Origin of the sequence: Brevibacterium spongiae (genome assembly GCF_026168515.1) — a bacterium.
GTDB classification, from domain to species: Bacteria; Actinomycetota; Actinomycetes; order Actinomycetales; family Brevibacteriaceae; genus Brevibacterium; species Brevibacterium spongiae.
Window position 1 is genome coordinate 1,629,225 of the sequence record NZ_CP093443.1, and the last position, 20,840, is coordinate 1,650,064.

A 20,840-nucleotide genomic window follows, 5' to 3' on the forward strand; every position below is an offset into this window, starting at 1 on the left:
CTCCGGCCACAGGAGTGGCCGGGCCTCTCAGGTTCCAGTGTGGTCAGAACGGCGGATCGCCAGGGCCGTAGTCGGGTTCGGTTGGTCCGAATCGGCGACGCAGTCGCTGAAGGTCCTCAATAGCCGAATCGATCAGATCGGCGGCATGCTCGCGGCCACTGGGCTGAACAGACTCGATGGTGACACTGATCCCGTCCAGGAGATCCTGGGCGTCATTGAGGCGTTGGCTGATGTAGGCGACCCAGTCCTCGGTGGCATCGATGGCATTTCCGCTGGCTGGTTCCTGATCCTCGGTGGTGATCATGGTTGATCTCCTTCCTGCAAAGTGGCCTCTTCGCTCCTGGCCCGGGTGGTGCGCAGCCGGTAAGAGCTGGTGCCGGTGTTGATGATGTGGGCGTTAAACGTCAACCGATCGACAACGGCCGCGGCCAGCCGCGGGTCGGTGAATGTCTGCCCCCACTCGCTGAACGAGGCGTTCGAGGCTGTCGCAATCGAGGCTCGTTCCTCACGTTCGGTGATGATCTGGAAGAGTAACTCAGCTCCACGAGAATCGAGGCTGACATACCCCAACTCATCCAGGCACAGCAGGTCCAGGCGAGCATAGCGGCCCACTACCCGGGAGAGCTGCTTGGCATCGGCGGCCTCGGTGAGCTCGTTGACCAGGGCCGCCGTCGTGACGTAGCGGACTCTGCGGCCCTGCTCGGCCGCGGCGGTCCCCAGACCGATCAGCAGATGCGTCTTCCCTGTCCCGGAATCACCGAGTAGCACCAACGGCTCACCGGCATCGATCCACGCTCCGGTGGCCAGAGTCGCCAACCGGGCCGGCGGCAAATCCTCGATGGCGGCGGTATCGAAGTCGGACAGGTGCTTGGTGCGAGGAAACTTCGCTTCCTTGATCCGCCGGATCCGACGGCGGGCATCACGATCATCACACTCCGCGGCCAACACCTCAGCCAGGTAGGCCTTGTGCGAGAGCCGTTCTCGGGCTGCTGCCTCGGCCATCGGTGAGGCCTGGTCACGGATCGTGGGCATGAACAGGGTCCGACAAGCCGTGGCGATCGCGGCCTCAGCCGCCTGATCACCCAGAGCAGTCACTGCCGGCGTCGATGCCGGGATGGTTTTCGCGTTCATGCTCCCACCACCGAGACCAGTTCGTCATAGGCGCCCAGGCCCGGCACCGGCCTCTCCCCGACTGGTCCGACGTGGGCCGGGACGACCACCGCCGGTGGCGCAGTCATCGCCTGACCGGCCCGGCGGGCCTCGACCGCGACCACATCAGCATCGAAGCATCCCAACCCGGTCGCGGTTGTCAATGCGGTGACAATGTCACCGTTGGGCAGGCTGCGGTGCAGTAGCAGCACACCGATGAGCGCCCGGGTCCCGGCCGTGTCGCCGAGTTGCCCACGCGCAGCATCCCAGAACCGTTGATGAGCGTTCGTGAACATCCCGGACTTCCGGGCAGCCGCCAGCGCGGTGGCCCCGGCGAATGCTCCGGGCTTGCGTATGAGGACTTCCAGGTAGTGATCGAGGACCAAATCTTCGGTGTACTTATGCAGCGACCGGGTATGGACAGCGACCACCCCCGACTCAGCGATCACGGTCACCGTCGTGGCCCCCAAACGCACCTGGAGGCGTCTGCCAGCCAACCGGGCCGGCACCGAGTAATAGGACTGACGTACGCACACTCTGGCTCTCGCATCGACCCGACACGACAGGGTCTGCGCGGCATCGAAGACCTCATCGGGCAAACCCCGCAGGCCAGGCAGCTCCCGGGCCGCCGCGGCCCCGACCGTCTCGACCCGGCCGGTGATCTTTCGGTCGTCATCACCAGCATCGGCAGCGACCATGAAAGCGTTGAGCTCGGCTAAGGAGGCGAACTCGGGCACCGGCACCAGATGACGGCGCCGGAACCGACCGACCTCCCCCTCGACGCCACCCTTCTCATGAGCACCCTTGATCCCGGGCTGGCAGAAGAAGCTATCGAACCCGTAATGCGACCTCAGGGCGACAAACCGGGGATTCTCCTCCCGTTCCCGACCCAGCAGCACCCGCACCACCGCCGGAGTCAGGTTGTCATACCGGATCATGCCCGTCGGGACTCCACCGAGCCGGTCGAAGGCCTTCACATGACCGTCGAGAAACGACTCCTGAGCCTGGTTGGCGTAAGCAATGTGCACGGCTTTACCCGAATGCGATAGGCGCAGAATGAACATCCACAGCTTCAACCACACCCCACCGATGAGGGCGTAGAACTCCCCGAAGTCGACCTCGGCTTCAGCCGCCGGGGCATGGGTTTGAGGAACCTTGACCTCCAACGACTGATCGAAAATGTCCCGGCGCAGCTTCGCGACCAGGGTTCGCACACTCGACTCCGCAACCTCGACTCCTTCCTCCTCGACGAGGCGCTGCCAGACCCGCCGGGCGGTATGACGCTGCTTCCGAGGGACCTCTTTGTCAGCAACTAACCAAGCCCGGACGGTGGCAACGTGCTCACCGAGGACTGGTGCTACCCTCTCCGGAGTCTTCCGCCGCGGTGGTACCGCATCCGCCAACGCCTGACGTACCGTCCTGCGGTGGACCTTGTACTTTTGGGCTAACTGTCGAATCGACATCTCATGGTCTCTGTGGTCTCGTCGGATATTCTCGAATTGCTCCACTCTCGACATCTCCTTCATATGCCCCACCTCTTCGTGAACGTCTTGGTCGACATCACGAACGGTACGGCTGGTAGGTCGGGGGTGGGGCCAAATCAGAGGATCATTTTTGCTCCAAGTGGGGCCATTTCAGACTGTCACACTCAGTCTGCCTTGAGACTGGCAACAATGCGTGCTTTCACAGCTGCCCTTTTTGCCTCAAGGCCCGCAGTTTTTTCAAGTAAGCGTTCTCCGCTTCAGCCCGCAGCAGCCGGTCTTGCAGCTGCCGATACTCGGCCAGGCTGATGTCCTCGACATGCGTCTTCTTCGCCATCAGGTCTGGCTTCGACGGTGCCGGATCAGCATCGGGGTCCTGACCGTTGTCGAGGGCTCGTATTCGTGCTGTCTTGCCTTTGGCCGGCGGCGGTGTCACGAACGCGTCTTCGCCCTTGTCCCGGTATTTCTTCGCCCAATCAACCACGGTACGCGAGGACGCCAAACCGAGCTCTTGAGCCAGGACGACTTTGTGTTCGCCGTCGAGGTACCGTTTCGCAGTCGCGATCTTCGTCTCTGCCGGTATGCGGCGGGGCTGGTGCGGTTCCATGACCGATATTGTTCCACGCACCAGCCACCGGTCGTGGAGGAGTTTGAGCGTGGGTTTATGCACGTCGAGCTTCGTGGCTGTCGCGGCATAGCCGTGCCCTTTGTCGAAGAGGTCGATCGCGGCCCTGGCTTGTTCGTCTGTGATCAGACAGTCCTTACGCATGGAGTGGTCCCTTCAAGTTGTCTTGTGTTGATCACAGTCCAACTTTCGGGGACCACTCCATCGCTAGGTTGCTGGGGCGCCGTCAGGTAGTAAGGGGAGTGTGTAGCGTGGGGTTATGCAGAAGATGACACGCGCCCAGGCGCGCAGGACGGCCATCGCGGCGACCGGGCTCGATCGGCCGCGACCGGAGCGCGTGACTGCTCGCCACCTGAAATCTGTGTTCGAGACCATGGGGCTGACCCAGATCGATTCCGTGGCACGCGTCGTCCGCTCCCATTACCTGCCCTTCTTCTCCCGCCTGGGACCGTATCCGCGGGAGACGCTCGACCGGCTGTTCTACCGCTCGCCGAGGATGGGCGTCGAATACTGGGCACATGCCGCGGCGTTCGTGCCCCCACAGACGTGGAAGCACTTCGCGGGCAGCCGCACCGAATGGTGGCGCAACGACTACGGACAGCGCCACCCCGAGTCCGGGCCGGCCTTCCGCGAACTGCAGGCCGCCGTCCTCGAGGTGCTGGCCGAGCGCCCGAAGACGGCACGTGAGGTCGGCGAACTCGTCGACCACGATCTGCCCGAACGTCACCGCGGGCATTGGGGATGGAACCCGAGCCAGGTGAAACTCGCCCTCGAAGCACTGTTCGCCGGAGGCATCGTCAGCAGCGCCGGCCGCAATGATCACTTCGAACGCATCTACGCGCTCACGCACCAGGTGTCGCCAGATCTGCCCGAGACGCCTCTGGCCTTCGGCGCCGCGGACGAGCCGCAGCTGGGACTCGATCCTGCCGCCCCCAGGCACCGGGGAGTCTCCGGCGTCGACAATGACGTCCTCGCCCTGACCCGCACCGCTGCACGCGCACTGGGCATCGCCCGCCCCGACGACATCGCCGACTACTTCCGACAGCTGCGCGCACCCACCGATGCTGCCATCACCGAACTGCTTGCGACCGGGGAGCTGCGCGACGTCGAGGTCGACGGCGTTCCCGCTCTGCGCTGGCACGCGGCGCGCACCCCGCGAACGGTGAAGGCTCGGGCACTGCTGGCGCCATTCGATCCGCTCGTCTTCCACCGCCCGCGCCTCGAATGGCTCTTCGACTTCCACTACCGCATCGAGATCTACACCCCGGCACCGAAGCGTGTGCACGGGTACTACGTGACGCCGTTCCTCCTCGGCGATCGGATCGTCGGACGTGTCGATCTGCACCGGGACCGTGCGGCGGGGATCCTGCGCGCACACCGGGTGACATGGGAACCGGGGGAGGAGCACACCGAGGAACTCCTCGCAGAGCTCTCCACGATGGCCGGATGGCTGGGCCTGACCGGCGTGGACCTCGAAGGCACTCACCTGCCATTAAGCTAGAGACTATACAGTCGTTCGAGTTGTTGTCCGGCAGTCATGCCGATTAGGAGAAAAGTGGCTAATTTCCTCGAGAAGCTTCTGCGCACAGGCGAAGGCAGAACTCTGAAGAAGCTCCGCCGATACACGGACGCCATCAATGCGCTGTCCGATGAGTTCAGTGAGATGACCGACACTGAGCTGCGTGAGGAAACCGGCCGGTTCAAGGAGCGCTACAAGGACGGAGAGAGCCTCGACTCCCTCCTGCCCGAAGCGTTCGCCACCGTGCGCGAGGCATCGAGCCGCACCCTGGGCCTGCGCCACTTCGACGTCCAGCTCATGGGCGGGGCGGCCCTGCACATGGGCAATATCGCGGAGATGAAGACCGGTGAAGGCAAGACCCTCGTCGCCACCGCTCCGGCGTATCTCAACGCACTGACCGGTGACCCGGTCCACATCATCACGGTCAACGACTATCTGGCCACCTACCAGTCCGAGCTCATGGGACGCGTGTTCCGCTTCCTCGGTATGGAGACCGGCTGCATCCAGGCGAACATGCCGTCTGATCTGCGCCGCAAGCAGTACGCCGCGGACATCACCTATGGCACGAACAACGAATTCGGCTTCGACTACCTGCGCGACAACATGGCCTGGTCCGCCGATGAGCTCGTCCAGCGCGGACACGCCTTCGCCATCGTCGATGAGGTCGACTCGATCCTCATCGATGAGGCACGCACCCCGCTCATCATCTCCGGTCCGGCCGAAGGAGATTCGAACCGCTGGTACGGAGAGTTCGCGAAGGTCGTCAAGAGGCTGAAGACCGACCGCGACTACGAAGTCGATGAGAAGAAGCGCACCGTCGGTGTGCTCGAGCCCGGCATCGAACGCGTCGAGGACTACCTGGGCATCGGCAACCTCTACGACGCCGAGAACACTCCGCTCATCAGCTTCCTCAACAACGCCATCCGCGCCAAGGAGCTGTTCAAGAAGGACAAGGACTACGTCGTCCTCGACGGCGAAGTCCTCATCGTCGACGAGCACACCGGACGTGTGCTCAAGGGCCGCCGCTACAACGAAGGCCTCCACCAGGCCATCGAGGCGAAGGAAGGGGTGAAGGTCCAGGCGGAGAACCAGACGCTGGCCACGATCACCCTGCAGAACTTCTTCCGCCTCTACGACAAGCTCTCAGGCATGACCGGTACGGCCGAGACCGAAGCCGCGGAATTCATGTCGACCTACAAACTCGGCGTGGTCCCGATTCCGACGAACAAGCCGATGCAGCGCGTCGACCAGTCTGACTTCGTCTACAAGAACGAGGTCGCGAAGTTCGCCGCCGTCGTCGACGACATCGTCGAACGACACGAGAGCGGCCAGCCGGTCCTCGTCGGCACGACCAGCGTGGAGAAGAGCGAATACCTCTCCAAGCACCTGGCCAAGCGCGGCGTCAAGCACGAAGTCCTCAACGCGAAGAACCATGCTCGTGAGGCGTCGATCGTCGCGATGGCCGGACGCAAGGGCTCGGTCACCGTGGCCACGAACATGGCCGGTCGCGGCACCGACATCATGCTCGGCGGCAATGCCGAATTCCTCGCCGTCGCCGAAATGGAGAAGCGCGGACTCGACCCGGTCGAGAACGAGGACCAGTACGAGGCCGAATGGCAGGACGTGCTCAAAGATGCCGAAAAGAAGGTCAAGGCCGACGCCGAGGAGGTCGTCGAACTCGGCGGTCTCTACGTCCTCGGCACCGAACGCCACGAATCCCGGCGCATCGACAACCAGCTGCGCGGACGTTCCGGTCGCCAGGGAGATCCCGGTGAATCCCGGTTCTACCTGTCTCTGACCGATGACCTCATGCGCCTGTTCGGCTCGGGTGCCGCCGAACGCATCATGGCCACGGCGAACGTGCCCGATGATGTGCCGCTGGAATCGAAGATGGTCAGCCGCGCCATCCTCTCCGCCCAGTCCCAGATCGAACAGCGCAACGCTGAGCAGCGCAAGAACGTCCTCAAATACGATGACGTGCTCAACCGGCAGCGCACCGTCATCTACGATGAGCGTCGCCGCGTCCTCGACGGAGCCGACCTCGAAGAGCAGGTCGCGAACTTCCGCGAAGAGGTCATCGACGCCTATGTCGCCGAGGCGACGACGGGCCCGGTCGAAGACTGGCAGATCGACGAACTCTTCGAAGCCCTCGATAAGATCTACACTCCCTCGATCACCTCCGAGGACCTCGCCGAGGAGCTCGGCGGGCTCGGCAATCTCACGAAGAACCGCCTCAACCAAGAGATCCAGTCCGATATCGCAGTGTTCTACTCCCAGCGTGAAGAGGAACTCGGTGAGGACGCCACCCGCGAACTCGAACGCCGGGTTGTGCTCTCCGTCATCGATAAACGCTGGCGTGAGCACCTCTACGAGATGGACTACCTCAAGAACGGCATCGGACTGCGTGCGATGGCGCAGAAGGATCCGCTGGTGGAGTACCAGCGTGAGGGCTTCGAGATGTTCAAGACCATGCAGGATGGGATCAAGGAGGACGTCGTTCGCCTGACGAATACTCTGCAGGTCCAGGTGAGCTCCTCGGCGGCAGAGTCCGGCGAGGATTCCGAAGTCGAAGTCGATGCAGAGGAGCTGCGGCACACGACTCCGAAGATGCAGCTCTCAGCCCCTTCGGAAGACGGCTCCTCTTCGATCTCCGAATCCGAGGACGACGACGAACCGGCTCCGGCCAACCGTGCTCAGCGACGGGCGAAGAAGAAGGCCAGGAACTGAAACCGACGGCGCGCAGCCCTCACATGGTCTGCAGCGCCGTCAGCGTCCACCGGGTGGTGAGCAGCTCCAAACGGACTGCCACCGCCCGGATTCGGTTCGGGGTGCGCACGATGACCGTGACCTCGGCGACCCCCGAACTCACTCGACACACCTGCGTCCGACCAGGCTGCACCGCCCGCTGGCTGCCGAGCTCGCTAGCCGGCCGACGCGGTGCCACCTCGGCGCGCAGCTGCGCACGGTGATCGATCTTGGCCAACAGCTCCGGGTCGACCCACCGGGCGATCGTGTCGCTGCGTCGGACTCCGGAGAGGACTTCGAGGCAAGCGACGGCCAACGAGGCGGCCGTGGCCGCGATCCGCTGTCGTTCGTCAGCGGCCTCACCGCTGAGCCCGATGACCCGAGCGGTCGCCGATGGCCCCGCCGATGAGGTCGACAATGGGGTGGCCCGTCGCCGAGGCGGTGTCGTCGGAGCCTGCGGACGGGTGAGGATGAGCGGGGCGGTCATGGCTGAATCTCCAATCTCTGACCCGCGATGATGAGGCTGGGATCGGGGCCGATGATCTCGCGGTTGGCGGTATAGACTTCGTCGACGAGCTGCGGGGTGTCGTCGGGGGACTCGGCCAGTGAGGCCGCGATCGACCACAGGCTCTCTCCGTCTTCGACGACGTGCACGGTATTCGGGGGAACCGCGGGGTCCGGGTGGGACTCTGCACTGTCCGGGTTCTCCGGTGCACCGGCGTGGTCGTCGTCAGGTTCCCGCTGGTCGTGCTTCGGCGGGTCAGATGCGTCCTCCGGGGGCGGTTCTCCCGGCGGCGGTTCGGTGGGCCAGGCGGGATCGGGCAATCCGGATCCGGAGGGCGCATCATCCTCGAGGGTCGGCCACCCGGGATCTGCGGGCGCGACCGCCACCGGGCGAAGCACTTCCGAATGGGCAGCGGTGGTTCCGTCGACGTCTGAGACCGGAACGGCGTGAACGGCCTGGAGGGCGACTCCCGTCGATGCGACGGCGAGCACGCTCGAGGCCAGCAGCCTCGGTGTGACCCTGAGGACGCACCCCGCCAGGCGCGATCTGAGTCGACCGGAGGGCAGAAGCCTCAGAAGAAGAGCGAGAAGTGAGACGAGCCCGAGGCGTGAGAATGCCAGTACAGCGGTTCCGATGACGGCGATGACGACGAGATCGCTCGTCGTCCACGGCTGCGGAAGCTGTGCCCAGGCGGCGCCGAACGACCCGAGCAGAACCAGCCAGGAACCTGCGCATGCGATCAAGAGATACATCTAGACATCCTCCGTTGGATATAGAATCCAATGATGCTGTTAGATGTTATTTGTTGTCAATAGATCGATGACAACTACACCCGTGTAGTTCTCATGTGTTTCGCTTCGGGTCTTGAAAGTCGACTACAGCTGGGGCAGGCTTAGCGATTATGGATGATCGCATCGATGCACTCCTGGCGGACGTCGAAGCCGCCGAGGCCGCCGCTGGGCGGCATGCCAGAAGGGGAGAGCTCGGTGACGAGGTGGCCGCTCAGGCCTCCGAGCTCACACTGCGGGAACGGCTGCGAGGTTCGCTCGGGCACAGGGTTCATGTGGTTCTGCCGGGGCGAGAGGTCATCGGTCTGGCCTGCTTCCTCGGTCGGGGCATCATCGTCGTCGACGGTCCCGAATTCTCCGTCATCGCGACCAGTTGGATCCGCGGGCTGCGGTCGGACTCGCGAGCCCACCGTTTCGAAGCCGGTGGGCTGGAACGTCTGGGTCTGGGGTCGGCGCTGCGTCGATGGGCGGCGATGCACGTGGAAGTCTCGATCGACGTCGCCGATCGGCCCGCGCCCGTGCGCGGTCTGTGCGCTCTGGTCGGAGCCGACTATGTCGAGATCGCAGGACGGATCATCCCGTTCGCGGCGATCGTATCCGCCCACGCCCGGTCCAACCCCTTCGGGTGAGTCCGCGATGGAATCGAGCACACGGGAAGCGGCGGACTCAGTCCTCGATGGAACCGGTCTTGATCTGGTACTCGGTGCGCTCGTACATGCGCTGAATATAGGCTTCGATCTCCGACTTCTCGACGCGCCACTGGCCGCGTCCGCCGACCTTGATCGCACGGAGGTCGCCCGAGCGGACCAAGGCCCTGGCCTGGGCGATCGAGACATTGAGCAGTTCGGCCACATCAGTCAGTGGCAGGAAGCGGCTTTCGACGACCATGAGGTGACTTCTCCCATTCCAAAGGTCAGTGTGCTTGGTGATGCGTTTTGCCGAAAACATTGCTTTGGCATCATTTGATGCTCAATACTATCACTGAGAAACAGTTTCTGTCAGAGAAAATTTTCGCGAACCTGGAGACGCAATGGAGCTCTCGAAACGAATCCGCCGCCCCAAATGGACCGACACGAGGCTCCTCGTGGGCGCGATGCTCGTCGTTCTCGCTGTGATCGGGACCTACCTGCTCATCACTTCGGCGAACTCCACCACCCGGGTCTGGGCGAGTGCTCGCGCGCTCGTCCCCGGCGAGGCCCTTGAGACGGCAGACCTCACGGTCGCCGAGGTCAACCTCGCGGACATCGGCGGCAAATACCTGTCGGCGGATGAGGAACTGCCCTCCGGGACGAGCGTGCGCAGCGTGGTCGCCGCTGGCGAGCTGCTCGCCGCTTCTGCGGTGGCGCCGTTGACGGAGCTCGAGGGACGCGTCGTCGCCATCGACGTCGCCGGCTCCGTCCCCAGCGTCGTCGACGCGGGAAGCCTCGTCGACGTGTGGGCGCAGCCGGAGCAGAACGGTCTCGACGATGACGGGACCAAGCCGCGTCAGCTCGTCGACTCCGCACCGGTCGCTCACATCACGCGAGACGTCGGGAGCTTCGGGGTCGGAGACGGGGCGCGGATCGAGGTCTTCGTCGGAACGGGGGAGCTGGCCGATGTGCTGGCCGCCCTCGACGGCCGCAGCGTGCTGTCCGTGGTCGGTGCACCCTCTGCCGCACAGGCAGATGGCGGTCGGTGATGACTCAGGTCCTGCTCGCCGTCGACTTCGAATACGACCTCATCCTCTTCGAGCTGCTCAGCGACATCGACGATGTCACCATCGTCGCCCGTCCCGCCGACGAGGTGGAGCTCTTGGCCCATTGCCGGACGGGCAGCGCCGAGGTCGTCATCATCGGCCGCTATTTCCCCGGACTCGATGCCGAGGTCGTCGCCGCGGTCAGCGCTGCCGGAGCGAAGGTGCTCGGCTTCGGCGACGACGGCGAAGTGCTCGCCGGGCTCGGCATCACCGCATGGGTCGGCACCGACGCCGATGCGGACGAAGTGGCCACGGCCCTCGACGACCTCCGAGCCTCGACAGTCGTTCCGCCGCGGCCATCGGCACCACCCGGACCGGTGGGCGGCCAGGGCATGACGGTCACTGTGTGGGGGACCGGTTCGTCCCCGGGGCGCACACTCACTGCGGTCAACCTCGCAGACGAGGCCGCTCGGCTCGGCCGGCGCAGCGTCATCGTCGACGCCGACACGGTCTCCGGGATGGTCGCGGCGACGCTGGGTCTGACCGAGGAGTCCTCACATCTGGCCAGCCTGTGTCGGGCGCAGACCGACAGATCCGGTCACCTCGACGCGCATGCGGTTCCCCATGCGGTGGTCAGCCAGGACCTCCACGTGATCACGGGACTGACGAAGCCTGAACGGTGGCCGGAGATCCGGGCCTCGGTGCTCGAGACCGTGCTGCGCCGACTGGTGAAGATCTACGATCTCGTCGTCGTCGATGTCAGCGACCGCATCGACCCCGATGATGAGATGGCCGATCCCTTCTACGACCGGCACTGTGCGACACGGGCCGCGCTCGAAGCCGCCGACGTCGTTCTCGTGCTCGCCGCGGGGGAGCCGATCGGTCTGCAGCGGCTGGTCAAGCTGCTGAGCACGCCGCGAGCCGAAGAGCTGCGGGAGAAGATGCGATTGGTGATCACGAAGATGCGCGCCGGGGCGGTGGGCTCTCCGCCCGAAGCGAGAGTCCGCGAGGTCCTCGATCGCTTCGTCCGCGTCACCCCCGACTACGTGCTCAGTGATGATCGGGTCACCGCCGACGCCGCAATGCTGGCGGGCAGGACCCTGCACGAACAGAATCCGCGCTCAGTGCTCTGCCAGGAGATCGCCGCCATGGCCGAAGACCTGCTGCCCGGCCGCAGGCGGTCGCGAAGATCCGGGGGCGGACGCAGGCGGCGCAGCGTCCCTGAGCAGGGCTCGGGCCGCCGCGGCGGCAGCGTCACGGTGCAGGGACGACGAGACTAGGATGAGGGGCATGGCCATCCGCTGCTACATCCCGACCACCCTGACCGCCTTGCGCACGGGACTGACCGAGGCCCGCGCCGTCGCTCCCGACGAACACGGCCGCAGCCTGCGCGGCGAAGAGCTCGAGACCGCAGAATTCGACGCCATGTGCATCGCTGCCGCCCTCGCCGCCGACGCGGCGTTCGAGCCTGCGGGCTCGGGGACCGTGCCCGCGGAACGGCCGGATGAAGGTGCCGTCGCCGCGGAGTCCCTCGCCGAGGCGGGCCCCGCCCCGCGTGTCATCGTCGCCTACGACGCGCCCGAGTCCAGCCCGCGCCGACCACTCAGCGACGGCTTCGAACTCATCAGCATCGCAGCCATCGACATGGCCGCGGTGGCCAGCTTCCACCTCGACGAGGAAGCCGTCTGGGACGAAGCCGTGGAGCTCGGCCGGACCGATGGTGCCGCAGCGGCAGAGAGCCTCCTCGGTGAGTCGGATCTGCTGTGGTACGACGCAACGGAACTCGACCACCTCCTCGGCGACAGGAGCTGAGCCGGCCGCGGTCCTCAGGGAGTGCGGTCCTCAGAGAGTCTCGAAGCGGCGGAGGCGCTCGCTCAGTCGCTTGTCCAGGATCGGGACCACTGCCTGTTCGATCATCGCCCCGAACATCGGGATCGATGAGCTGATCTCGGCGTGCGCTGTCAGCTTCGTCTGAGAACCCACCTGGTGGAGTTCGATCACAGCGTCGATCTCCACAGGGACCCCCGCTGCGCGCGCGGACATTCGGATCTCGGCGTCATCGCCCAAGACGTCCCCGGGGATCATGTAGACCTCGACGAGCTCGGTCTCGTTCGGCAGCCGGGAAGCCAAGGCGGACGGCAGGTCCGATTTGGGCATCGGCGTCCGCACGGTCATCTCCGTGTCGGGATCGATGTGCTCCGAGCTGGCCTCGGATCCGAGTTTCTCCCAGACTTCGCAATCGGCGAGTGTGGCCAGAAACGTCTGCAGGTCGACCGAATAGTCGTGGCTGAGGGTCAGAGTTCGCATAGCTCCAGTTTGCCAGCGAATGAACGCTACACCACACCCGACCCCTCGGCGTGCCTTTCTCGATATTTGAGCATAGTGTGGGGGATGGCGGTTCGAGGACGTGCCGCTTGACGAATGCTCGGTGATCATAGAGGTGACACAGTGACTCAGGTCTCAATTTCGGACGTTGCAGAAGAGTGGAGGAAGCTGAGAGGGCAGAGTGCCCCCGAGAACTTCCTCGATGCGTACTATCCGCGATTCGAATCAGGGGCGAGCGACCCCGAGGCCTATGCCGCGGCAGCTGCCCGACACTTCGCCGTCGGCACCGAATACGACGGACAGACCCCGGCGATAGCGATCTACAATCCCGCGCCCGACTCTCCTGAGTTCCGTGACAACCACACGGTCGTCGCGCTCGTCCTGGCCGATATGCCGCATCTGGTGTCTTCGATCGTCAGCGATCTGGCTGCCAGCGGTCGCGCCATCCGCCGCGTCCATCACCCGATCATCACCGTCTCCGGTTCCGGGGCAGGCGAATCGATCGTGTCCCCGGCCGAGGCGCCCGCACTGACTGCCGATACGGCGAGTCTCCCACTGGTCTCCGAGTCACCGTCCCCGCAGTCCTCGGAAGCCCTGCAGCAGCAGTCGTGGATCCGTCTCGAAATCGACCGGATCCCCGAAGACGACTTCCCCGAGTTCGAGAAGCGGCTGCGTGAAGTTCTCGACTATGTCGCCGCGGCCGCTCGTGATGCCCAGGCGATGGCGCGCAAGGCCAAGGACATCGCAGCCGAACTCACCGCTCACGCCCCACGGCCCGAGCTGTCCTCGGAGGCCGAAGCCGCGGCGTCCCTGCTCGACTGGCTCGACGGCCACTTCACCTTCCTCGGCTACCGCGAATACGACTACACCCACGATGCTGAGCACAGCAGCCTCGAGCCCATCGAGGACACTTCCTTGGGCATCTCCGCTCTGCGTCCCCTCGTGAAGTCTCCGCTCAGCCGTGCGGTGGCCGAGAAGGCGCTCGAACCGCACGTGCTGGTGCTGACGAAGGCGAACTCCCGCTCACGCGTCATCCGCTCCTCGTTCATGGACTACATCGGGGTGAAGACCTTCGACGCCGCGGGCGAGATCGTCGGCGAACGTCGCTTCGTCGGCGTATTCAAACCCGAGTTCTACAACGACAGCGTCCTCAACATCCCGGTCATCGACCGGAAGGTGGCGAAGATCCTCTCCGCCAGCGGCTTCCCCGCCGGCTCGCACTCGGCCAATGAACTCCTCGGCGTGCTCGAGAACTACCCTCGCGAGGATCTCCTCCACGAGGACACCGAGGAGATCTTCGACGTGGTCATGGAGATCGTCGATATGCAGGAGAGGCGGGAGTCGCGGGTCTTCGTCCGCGCCGACCCCTACCAGCGCTTCGTCTCCGTCATCCTCTACCTGCCCCGCGACCTCTACAACACGGACGCCCGCGTGCGTGTGCAGGAGGTTCTGCGCGAGTTCTACAACGCCGACAGCGTCGACTTCGACGTGCTGCTGAGCGAATCGGCGCTGGCCCGCATCCACTTCGTCGCCCGCGTCGCCCGCGATTCCGAACTTCCCCAGATCAGCGCCGAGGAGGTCGAGGCCCGCATTGTCGGTGCCGTCCGCTCCTGGTCCGAGGACGTCCATGCCTTCCTCATCCCCGCCGAACACGGCGACAGCGGGACGACGCATGCCCGCGCCGACCTGTGGTCGAAGGCGTTCCCTCCCAGCTACGGTGAGCATCACACCCCCGCCGAGGCGGTCGCCGACGTGGCCAGGTTCGAAGCCCTGGACTCAGGGCAGGGTCCGGCAGTGCGCCTGTACCGTCCCGATCGATCGGCCGACGCCTCCGTGCGTCTCGTCCTCTACCGCTGCGAACGGGTCGGCCTGTCCGAAGTGCTGCCCTACCTCACGGCCTTCGGCGCGACCGTCGTCGACGAGCGTCCGCACGAACTCGACCTCGCCGACGGCAGCCACCGTTACATCTACGACTTCGGCCTCAGCTTCGCAGACGAGCTCGGCGATGACGACTGTGAACGCGTCTCGGATGCATTCATGGCCGGCTGGGAAGGCAAGAAGGAGGCCGGTGTCTTCGACCGCCTCGTCGTCACCGGTCTGTCCTGGCCGCATGTGACGATCATCCGCGCACTGGGCAAGTATCTGCGCCAGGCCGGGTTCACCTACTCCGACGCCTATGTCGGCGAGGTCTACAGCGATCACCCGGAGATCTCGAAGCAGCTCGTCGAGTACTTCGCCGCGAAGTTCGACCCGGCCGCAGACGACGCCGGTCGCGATGATGCGGTGGCGAACCTTGACGAAGCGATCGAATCCGCTCTGTCCGAGGTCGCGAGCCTCGACGCCGACAGGGTGCTGCGCTCCTCGCTCGAACTGCTGAGAGCGACCCTGCGCACGAACTACTACATCAATGAGTCCGGTGAGCTGCCGACTGCTCTCGTCCTGAAGATCCGGCCCACGGAACTCAGCTTCGTGCCCAAACCCAAGCCAGCTCTGGAGATGTGGGTGTATTCGCCGCAGGTCGAAGGCGTGCACCTGCGCTTCGGCACCGTCGCCCGCGGCGGTCTGCGCTGGTCGGACCGTCGCGATGACTTCCGCACCGAGGTCCTCGGTCTCGTCAAGGCGCAGATGGTCAAGAACGCCCTCATCGTGCCCACCGGCGCCAAGGGCGGGTTCTTCCCCAAGCAGCTGCCGCCGATGAGCGAGCGGGACGCGTGGATGGCGGCTGGTCAGGCTGCCTACGAAGTGTTCATCGAAAGCATGCTCGAGGTCACCGACGACCTCACCTACGGTGCTGATGACTCCTCGGTCGTCGTCCACCCCGACCGTGTGGTCCGCCACGACGGTGACGACTACTACCTCGTCGTCGCCGCCGACAAGGGCACCGCACGCTTCTCGGATGTGGCCAATGCGATCGCCGAACGCCGCGGATTCTGGCTCGGAGACGCCTTCGCCTCCGGCGGTTCGGTCGGATACGACCACAAGAAGATGGCCATCACCTCCCGCGGTGCCTGGAAGTCCGTGGAACGCCATTTCCGCGAACTCGGACTCAACACCGCTGCCGAGGACTTCACTGTCGTGGGCATCGGCGATATGAGCGGCGACGTGTTCGGCAACGGAATGCTGCGCAGCGAACACATCCGCCTCGTCGCGGCCTTCGACCACCGTGACATCTTCCTCGATCCGAACCCCGATGCCGCACGCAGCTTCGTCGAGCGCCAGCGGCTCTTCGACCTGCCGCGTTCGAGCTGGCAGGACTACGACCGGGAACTCATCTCGGACGGCGGCGGAGTCTTCCCCCGGTCGGCGAAGTCGATCGATCTCAGCGCAGAGGCCGCCTCGGTGCTCGGCATCGAACCCGGCAGGCGCAGCCCTGCGGAACTGATGTCCGAGATCCTCAAGGCTCCCGTCGATCTCGTCTACAACGGCGGCATCGGCACCTACATCAAGGCCTCGACGGAGTCCCACGCAGAGGTCGGGGACAAGTCGAACGACGGCATCCGCATCGACGGTGCCGATGTTCGGGCACGGGTCGTCGGTGAGGGCGGCAACCTCGGTGTGACCCAGCTCGGGCGCGTCGAAGCGGCACTGAACGGGGTCGAGATCAACACCGACGCCGTGGACAACTCCGCCGGCGTCGACAGCTCCGATCACGAGGTCAACATCAAGCTGCTCCTGCGCACTCTGCTGCACAAGGGCGCCTTCGCCGCCGAGGAACGGGAACAGGTTCTGCACTCGTTCACCGACCAGGTCGCAGACCGGGTGCTGTCGAACAACTATGCGCAGAACGTCGTCCTCGGCGAGGCCAGGGCACAGACCGAATCGATGTCCGGCACCTATGGGCGGATGCTGAGCTATCTCGAGAAGCACGCCGATCTCGATCGGGCCGTCGAATTCCTGCCCAACGCCGACGAACTGGCGAAGCGCGAATTCGGCTACTACGTCTCACCTGAGCTGGCCGTGCTGCTGGCCTATGTGAAGATGCACGCCGCGAACGAGATCCTCGGCAGCGTCGTGCCCGATGAGACCTGGATGCGTCGCGAGCTCGTCTCCTACTTCCCGGAGTCGCTGCAGGAGAAGTACGGGCAGCTCATCCCCGAACACCCGCTGCATCGTGAGATTGCGACGGCGAAGCTGGTCAACCGGCTCGTCGATCGCGGCGGCCTGACCTACATCTACCGGATGCTCGAGGAGACACCGGCCTCGGTGCCGCAGATTGCGCGCGTGTTCGTCGTCGTCTCCGAGATCTTCGGTCTCGACGACTACTTCGAAGCGGTGTGCGCCCTCGACAATCAGGTGCCCACCGAGGTGCAGGTGAAGCTCCAGCACGACTATGTCCGTCTGCTCGACCGGTCTTCGCGCTGGCTCGTGCAGCAGGCCCCGGACAGCCTCGACGTGGATTCCGGCATCGAGATGTACGGCAAGGTCGTCGAGGCGCTGCGCTCCCGTGTCCCCGAACTCGTCGACGGCTACGATGCGGAGGCCATGCAGGCGAAGGCGCAGGACTACATCGATTCCGGTGTGCCCAGCGATCTGGCCTGGCGGGCGGCTGCTCTGCTCGACGAGTTCGTGCTTCTGGACATCACGCAGCTCGCGGCACGGGCGAACGAATCCGCCGAGGATGTCGCCGAGGTCTACTATGCGGTGAACGAACGCTTCTCCGGTTCTCAGGTGCTCACTCTCATCGGCGGGCTCGATCGCAGCGACCGCTGGTCGGCGTTGGCGCGCGGTTCGATGCGCGACGACTTCTACTCCGTCATCCTCTCCGTCGCGGGAACGGTGTTGGCGGCCACGGATTCGCCGATCTCGGGCACCCCGGATGAGAGGGCGAAGCAGCGGTTGGCCGAATGGCTCGATCGCAACGACACCGTGGTCTCGCGTGTGCTCGAGACGACGGAGACGATCCTCGGACTCGACCACGTGACCCAGGCTCCGCTGTCGGTGCTGCTGCGCTCGCTGCGGTCGATGGTCCGCTCTTCGGCGTGGGAGAGCGAACACAGCTCCTGAACCCCCACCGGCTCGTTCGACGAGTCCGGGCGGGCGCCGATTAAGTGGTAGCGTCTGATCATCGACTCATCAGCAGACCCGAGGGGAACCCGGGTCTGCTGATCTCACCTGGGAGGAACTATCGTGCTCAACGAACTGCTGGCGGCCGAGGGCCTCACGGATGAGTTGGACGTCGAACACATCCATCTGCTCGTCGGGGACTGGCAGCTGCTGGCTGATCTCTCCTTCGCCGACCTCGTGCTGTGGGTGCCCTCGCCCAGCGGCGCGTACACCGTGGTGGCCCACGCCCGATCGACGACCGGGGCGACCCTGTTCAATCGGGACCTCATCGGTGCCCGGGCGACCGGGATGGAGAAGGAGCTGCTCGACGAGGCCAGCGCCACCCAGACGTTCGTCACCCAGGTCGAGACGGCCCGTGACCTCGGGGTGAGCGCAGGAGCGGCCGATGTCGACATCCTCGCCGAGGCGGTCCCGATCGTGCGCAACGGTGCGGCCATTGCGATCGTCGTCCGCTACTCCGAAGAGGTCCGCCGCCGCGGATCGTCGCGGTTGGAGAAGTACTATCGCGAAACGGCGATGGCTCTCATGCGGATGATCGTGCAAGGCACGTTCCCCGACCGGGCCGCGCCGAGCGGGGTCCGGCACGGAGAACCGCGTGTCGGCGACGGCATCTTCATCCTCGATCGCGATTCACACGTCCAATACGCGTCCCCGAACGCAGTGTCGCTCATGCACAGGCTCGGGCACGGGGGAGAGATCGAAGGCAGCTACCTCGCCGAGGTGGTCTCGAGTCTGGGTGCCGAACTGCGCCAGGTCGATGAGACCCTGCCGCTGGTGCTCACGGGGCGGGCGCCGTGGAGGACCGAACTCGAGGTCGGACGCACGAGCATCTCCCTGCGCGCCATCCCGCTGACCGATGCGGGAGAGCGGGTCGGGGCGATCGTCTTGGCGCGTGACGTCTCGGAGATCCGACGGCGCAAACGCGAGCTGCTCTCACGTGACGCGATGATCAAGGAGATGCACCATCGGGTGAAGAACAACCTGCAGACCGTCTCAGCGCTGCTGCGACTGCAGACCCGGCGCATCGACAGCCCCGAGGCGAAGAGCGCACTGACCGAGGCGATGCGTCGAGTCTCGATCATCGCCGTCGTCCACGACGTGCTCAGCCAAGGAGTCGAATCCGAGGTCGACTTCGATGAGGTCGTCGACAAGGGACTGCGTCTGACACCTGAACTGACCAGTCCGCTGGTGCACATCGAGCTCAAACGGTGCGGCAGCTTCGGAGCGATCTCCTCCGCAGATGCGACCTCTTTGGCGCTGGCGATCACCGAGCTGATCACGAACGCCATCGAACATGGCTTCCCTGCCGAACAGCAGGAGGATCTGGCACCGGGGGAGACGCTCAACGGACATGTGTGGGTGACTCCGGAACGCAACGGCGACCACCTGCGGGTCACGATCGCCGATGACGGTGTCGGCCTCGGCGAATCCCAGAGCCCGGGCAACGGGCTGGGCACGCAGATCGTGCGCACTCTGGTGTCTGCCGACCTGGCCGGGTCGATCCAATGGGAAGTCCGCGAAGGCGGCGGAACCGTGGCGATCCTCGACGTTCCGCTGCGCCCGGACTCCTACGACTGAGCAGCCCGCTGCGGCGCGACCGCGGGCAGCGGTTGTGGACAGCGCCGAGGCGATGAGGGCGCAGAGACGGCGCAGAAACGACTGAGTCCCTTGTGCTGACGACGATGATTCGTCATCGGTACAAGGGACTCAGTGTGCAGCGCCGAAGGCGACTGCGTCGGTCGGTTCAGCCGGCGCGACGGGCGCGAGCTGCGCGGCGTTTGAGTGCGCGACGCTCGTCTTCGCTCAGCCCACCCCAGACTCCGGCATCCTGACCGGACTCGAGAGCCCACTGCAGGCAGGTCTCGGCTACTTCACAGCGGCGACAGACGGTCTTCGCTTCCTCAATCTGGAGCAGCGCGGGTCCGGTGTTGCCGATCGGGAAGAAGAGCTCCGGATCCTCATTGAGGCATGCTGCACGGTGTCGCCAATCCATGGTGACCTTTCGACGAATTCAGTGAACGCGGTTGATCACGCCCGTAATTCCGGGCGCGCAACTCTCTCAGTCAAGGTTCACATAACGCAATTGGGCGCACAAGGGTCCGGCAGTGTGAAATTTCTGACAAATATTTTCCCTATTGTCCTGCTATGCAGGCGTTCGCGCAAATCGGTCCGATATGCGTCCGGAGCCGTCGTCTCAGCCCACTCCGTCTAGACTGACAGGCGAAAGCAGACAGTTCGTGAACCAATGGAGGACTCATGACCAACGACCTCGCCGGCCCCCGCATCGTCTCCGTCGGAGGGCACACCCCGCAGATCGATCCGGGCGCCTTCATCGCCGCCGGCGCCACCCTCGTCGGCGATGTGCATGTGAAGAAGGGGGCCAGCGTCTTCTACGGCTGCGTGCTGCGGGCCGAGGCCGCGCCGATCACGATCGGTGAGGACTCGAACGTCCAGGACAACACTGTCATGCACACCGACGCAGGCAAGCCCGTCGTCATCGGTGCCCGCGTTTCGATCGGCCACCAGGCTCTCGTCCACGGCGCCGTCGTCGACGACGATGTGCTCATCGGCATGCACTCCACAGTGCTCAATGACGCGCACATCGGCACCGAATCCCTCGTCGCCGCCGGAGCTGTCGTCCTCGAAGGCACGGTGATCCCGCCGCGCTCTCTCGTGGCAGGAGTCCCGGCGAAGGTGCGGCGGGAGATGGACGATGACGGAGTGGAGAAGGTGCGGCGGAACGCGCAGTCATACGTCGAACTCTCGACCCTGCACAAGGACACCGCCGAGGTGGTCGATCCGTCCTGAGCGGATCCGTCGGACCTGTCCTTCCCTGAGAGACAGTCGTCGGACCGGATCCGACCCGTCCTGATCGGATCCGTGCCGACAGAGTGTGCGCCTTTGGGATATCGGATCGACGCCCCGGAGCGCCGTTCGCAAGGACCGTGGCGATTTGAGACAATC

Annotated in this window: 18 protein-coding genes; 9 read left to right on the plus strand and 9 right to left on the minus strand. The window is 64.9% G+C overall.

The window, feature by feature from the left end:
- Window positions 1-43: 43 nt before the first annotated feature.
- From L1F31_RS07260 to L1F31_RS07275, 4 genes are all read right to left on the minus strand, one after another.
- The gene (locus L1F31_RS07260; protein WP_265417433.1) at window positions 44-304 is read right to left on the minus strand and encodes a hypothetical protein; all 261 of its coding nucleotides are present in this window, start codon (window positions 302-304) and stop codon (window positions 44-46) included.
- Complete coding sequence (istB, locus tag L1F31_RS07265) at window positions 301-1,131, minus strand: IS21-like element helper ATPase IstB (RefSeq protein ID WP_265417432.1); 831 nt, start codon at window positions 1,129-1,131, stop codon at window positions 301-303. Before istB ends, L1F31_RS07260 begins: the two co-directional genes overlap by 4 nt.
- Window positions 1,128-2,666 (minus strand): IS21 family transposase, encoded by a 1,539-nt coding sequence (istA, locus tag L1F31_RS07270; RefSeq protein ID WP_265420372.1) that lies wholly within the window; start codon window positions 2,664-2,666, stop codon window positions 1,128-1,130. The genes istB and istA overlap by 4 nt, the downstream gene beginning before the upstream one ends.
- Before the next feature lie 166 nt (window positions 2,667-2,832).
- On the minus strand, window positions 2,833-3,399 hold the full coding sequence (locus tag L1F31_RS07275) for a helix-turn-helix domain-containing protein (RefSeq protein WP_265419090.1): 567 nt from the start codon (window positions 3,397-3,399) through the stop codon (window positions 2,833-2,835).
- Between the two features lie 115 nt (window positions 3,400-3,514).
- On the opposite strand from L1F31_RS07275, the gene L1F31_RS07280 reads away from it, so the two are divergent.
- On the plus strand, window positions 3,515-4,756 hold the full coding sequence (locus tag L1F31_RS07280; protein ID WP_265419975.1) for a winged helix-turn-helix domain-containing protein: 1,242 nt from the start codon (window positions 3,515-3,517) through the stop codon (window positions 4,754-4,756).
- A 54-nt stretch (window positions 4,757-4,810) separates the two neighbouring features.
- Window positions 4,811-7,501 carry a preprotein translocase subunit SecA gene (secA, locus tag L1F31_RS07285; RefSeq protein WP_265419976.1) on the plus strand — a complete coding sequence of 897 codons (2,691 nt, stop codon included), beginning with the start codon at window positions 4,811-4,813 and terminating at the stop codon, window positions 7,499-7,501.
- A gap of 19 nt (window positions 7,502-7,520) precedes the next feature.
- Here the strand turns inward: secA and L1F31_RS07290 are convergent, their stop codons facing one another.
- Both L1F31_RS07290 and L1F31_RS07295 read right to left on the minus strand, forming a co-directional pair.
- On the minus strand, window positions 7,521-8,006 hold the full coding sequence (locus L1F31_RS07290; RefSeq protein WP_265419977.1) for an Rv3235 family protein: 486 nt from the start codon (window positions 8,004-8,006) through the stop codon (window positions 7,521-7,523).
- Window positions 8,003-8,776: a LysM peptidoglycan-binding domain-containing protein gene (locus L1F31_RS07295; RefSeq protein WP_265419978.1), complete on the minus strand. Its 774-nt coding sequence runs from the start codon at window positions 8,774-8,776 to the stop codon at window positions 8,003-8,005. Before L1F31_RS07295 ends, L1F31_RS07290 begins: the two co-directional genes overlap by 4 nt.
- 149 nt (window positions 8,777-8,925) lie before the next feature.
- Between L1F31_RS07295 and L1F31_RS07300 the strand changes: the two genes are divergently transcribed.
- A complete protein-coding gene (locus L1F31_RS07300) occupies window positions 8,926-9,441 on the plus strand; it encodes a hypothetical protein (protein ID WP_265419979.1) in 516 nt (171 codons plus the stop codon).
- 37 nt (window positions 9,442-9,478) lie between these two features.
- Here the strand turns inward: L1F31_RS07300 and L1F31_RS07305 are convergent, their stop codons facing one another.
- A complete protein-coding gene (locus L1F31_RS07305) occupies window positions 9,479-9,700 on the minus strand; it encodes a helix-turn-helix domain-containing protein (protein ID WP_181275627.1) in 222 nt (73 codons plus the stop codon).
- 142 nt (window positions 9,701-9,842) lie between these two features.
- Here L1F31_RS07305 and L1F31_RS07310 point away from each other — a divergent pair, with 142 nt between their 5' ends.
- Genes L1F31_RS07310 through L1F31_RS07320 form a run of 3 tightly spaced genes read left to right on the plus strand, consistent with a single transcriptional unit; the run spans window position 9,843 to window position 12,299 of the window.
- Window positions 9,843-10,490 (plus strand): SAF domain-containing protein, encoded by a 648-nt coding sequence (locus L1F31_RS07310; protein WP_265419980.1) that lies wholly within the window; start codon window positions 9,843-9,845, stop codon window positions 10,488-10,490.
- Entirely contained in the window at window positions 10,490-11,767 is a 1,278-nt protein-coding gene (locus L1F31_RS07315) for a CpaE/TadZ family protein (RefSeq protein ID WP_265419981.1), read from the plus strand. The genes L1F31_RS07310 and L1F31_RS07315 overlap by 1 nt, the downstream gene beginning before the upstream one ends.
- 10 nt (window positions 11,768-11,777) lie before the next feature.
- On the plus strand, window positions 11,778-12,299 hold the full coding sequence (locus tag L1F31_RS07320; RefSeq protein ID WP_265419982.1) for a DUF6912 family protein: 522 nt from the start codon (window positions 11,778-11,780) through the stop codon (window positions 12,297-12,299).
- Window positions 12,300-12,329: 30 nt separating this feature from the next.
- Here the strand turns inward: L1F31_RS07320 and L1F31_RS07325 are convergent, their stop codons facing one another.
- Entirely contained in the window at window positions 12,330-12,794 is a 465-nt protein-coding gene (locus L1F31_RS07325) for a DUF2505 domain-containing protein (RefSeq protein ID WP_265419983.1), read from the minus strand.
- Between the two features lie 141 nt (window positions 12,795-12,935).
- On the opposite strand from L1F31_RS07325, the gene L1F31_RS07330 reads away from it, so the two are divergent.
- Entirely contained in the window at window positions 12,936-17,816 is a 4,881-nt protein-coding gene (locus L1F31_RS07330) for an NAD-glutamate dehydrogenase (RefSeq protein ID WP_265419984.1), read from the plus strand.
- Between the two features lie 123 nt (window positions 17,817-17,939).
- The gene (locus L1F31_RS07335) at window positions 17,940-19,454 is read left to right on the plus strand and encodes a sensor histidine kinase (protein WP_265419985.1); all 1,515 of its coding nucleotides are present in this window, start codon (window positions 17,940-17,942) and stop codon (window positions 19,452-19,454) included.
- A gap of 166 nt (window positions 19,455-19,620) precedes the next feature.
- Here L1F31_RS07335 and L1F31_RS07340 read toward each other — a convergent pair whose 3' ends face one another.
- A complete protein-coding gene (locus L1F31_RS07340; RefSeq protein ID WP_009374875.1) occupies window positions 19,621-19,869 on the minus strand; it encodes a WhiB family transcriptional regulator in 249 nt (82 codons plus the stop codon).
- 263 nt (window positions 19,870-20,132) lie between these two features.
- On the opposite strand from L1F31_RS07340, the gene L1F31_RS07345 reads away from it, so the two are divergent.
- A complete protein-coding gene (locus tag L1F31_RS07345) occupies window positions 20,133-20,684 on the plus strand; it encodes a gamma carbonic anhydrase family protein (protein ID WP_265419986.1) in 552 nt (183 codons plus the stop codon).
- The last annotated feature ends 156 nt before the right edge of the window (window positions 20,685-20,840 follow it).

Bases quoted from the DNA above. Each gene is read 5' to 3' on its own strand.
- L1F31_RS07260 (WP_265417433.1), bottom strand. From the start codon at position 304: ATGATCACCACCGAGGATCAGGAACCAGCCAGCGGAAATGCCATCGAT.
- istB (WP_265417432.1), bottom strand. From the start codon at position 1,131: ATGAACGCGAAAACCATCCCGGCATCGACGCCGGCAGTGACTGCTCTG.
- istA (WP_265420372.1), bottom strand. From the start codon at position 2,666: ATGTCGAGAGTGGAGCAATTCGAGAATATCCGACGAGACCACAGAGAC.
- L1F31_RS07275 (WP_265419090.1), bottom strand. From the start codon at position 3,399: ATGCGTAAGGACTGTCTGATCACAGACGAACAAGCCAGGGCCGCGATC.
- L1F31_RS07280 (WP_265419975.1), top strand. From the start codon at position 3,515: ATGCAGAAGATGACACGCGCCCAGGCGCGCAGGACGGCCATCGCGGCG.
- L1F31_RS07290 (WP_265419977.1), bottom strand. From the start codon at position 8,006: ATGACCGCCCCGCTCATCCTCACCCGTCCGCAGGCTCCGACGACACCG.
- L1F31_RS07295 (WP_265419978.1), bottom strand. From the start codon at position 8,776: ATGTATCTCTTGATCGCATGCGCAGGTTCCTGGCTGGTTCTGCTCGGG.
- L1F31_RS07300 (WP_265419979.1), top strand. From the start codon at position 8,926: ATGGATGATCGCATCGATGCACTCCTGGCGGACGTCGAAGCCGCCGAG.
- L1F31_RS07305 (WP_181275627.1), bottom strand. From the start codon at position 9,700: ATGGTCGTCGAAAGCCGCTTCCTGCCACTGACTGATGTGGCCGAACTG.
- L1F31_RS07310 (WP_265419980.1), top strand. From the start codon at position 9,843: ATGGAGCTCTCGAAACGAATCCGCCGCCCCAAATGGACCGACACGAGG.
- L1F31_RS07315 (WP_265419981.1), top strand. From the start codon at position 10,490: ATGACTCAGGTCCTGCTCGCCGTCGACTTCGAATACGACCTCATCCTC.
- L1F31_RS07320 (WP_265419982.1), top strand. From the start codon at position 11,778: ATGGCCATCCGCTGCTACATCCCGACCACCCTGACCGCCTTGCGCACG.
- L1F31_RS07325 (WP_265419983.1), bottom strand. From the start codon at position 12,794: ATGCGAACTCTGACCCTCAGCCACGACTATTCGGTCGACCTGCAGACG.
- L1F31_RS07340 (WP_009374875.1), bottom strand. From the start codon at position 19,869: ATGGATTGGCGACACCGTGCAGCATGCCTCAATGAGGATCCGGAGCTC.
- L1F31_RS07345 (WP_265419986.1), top strand. From the start codon at position 20,133: ATGACCAACGACCTCGCCGGCCCCCGCATCGTCTCCGTCGGAGGGCAC.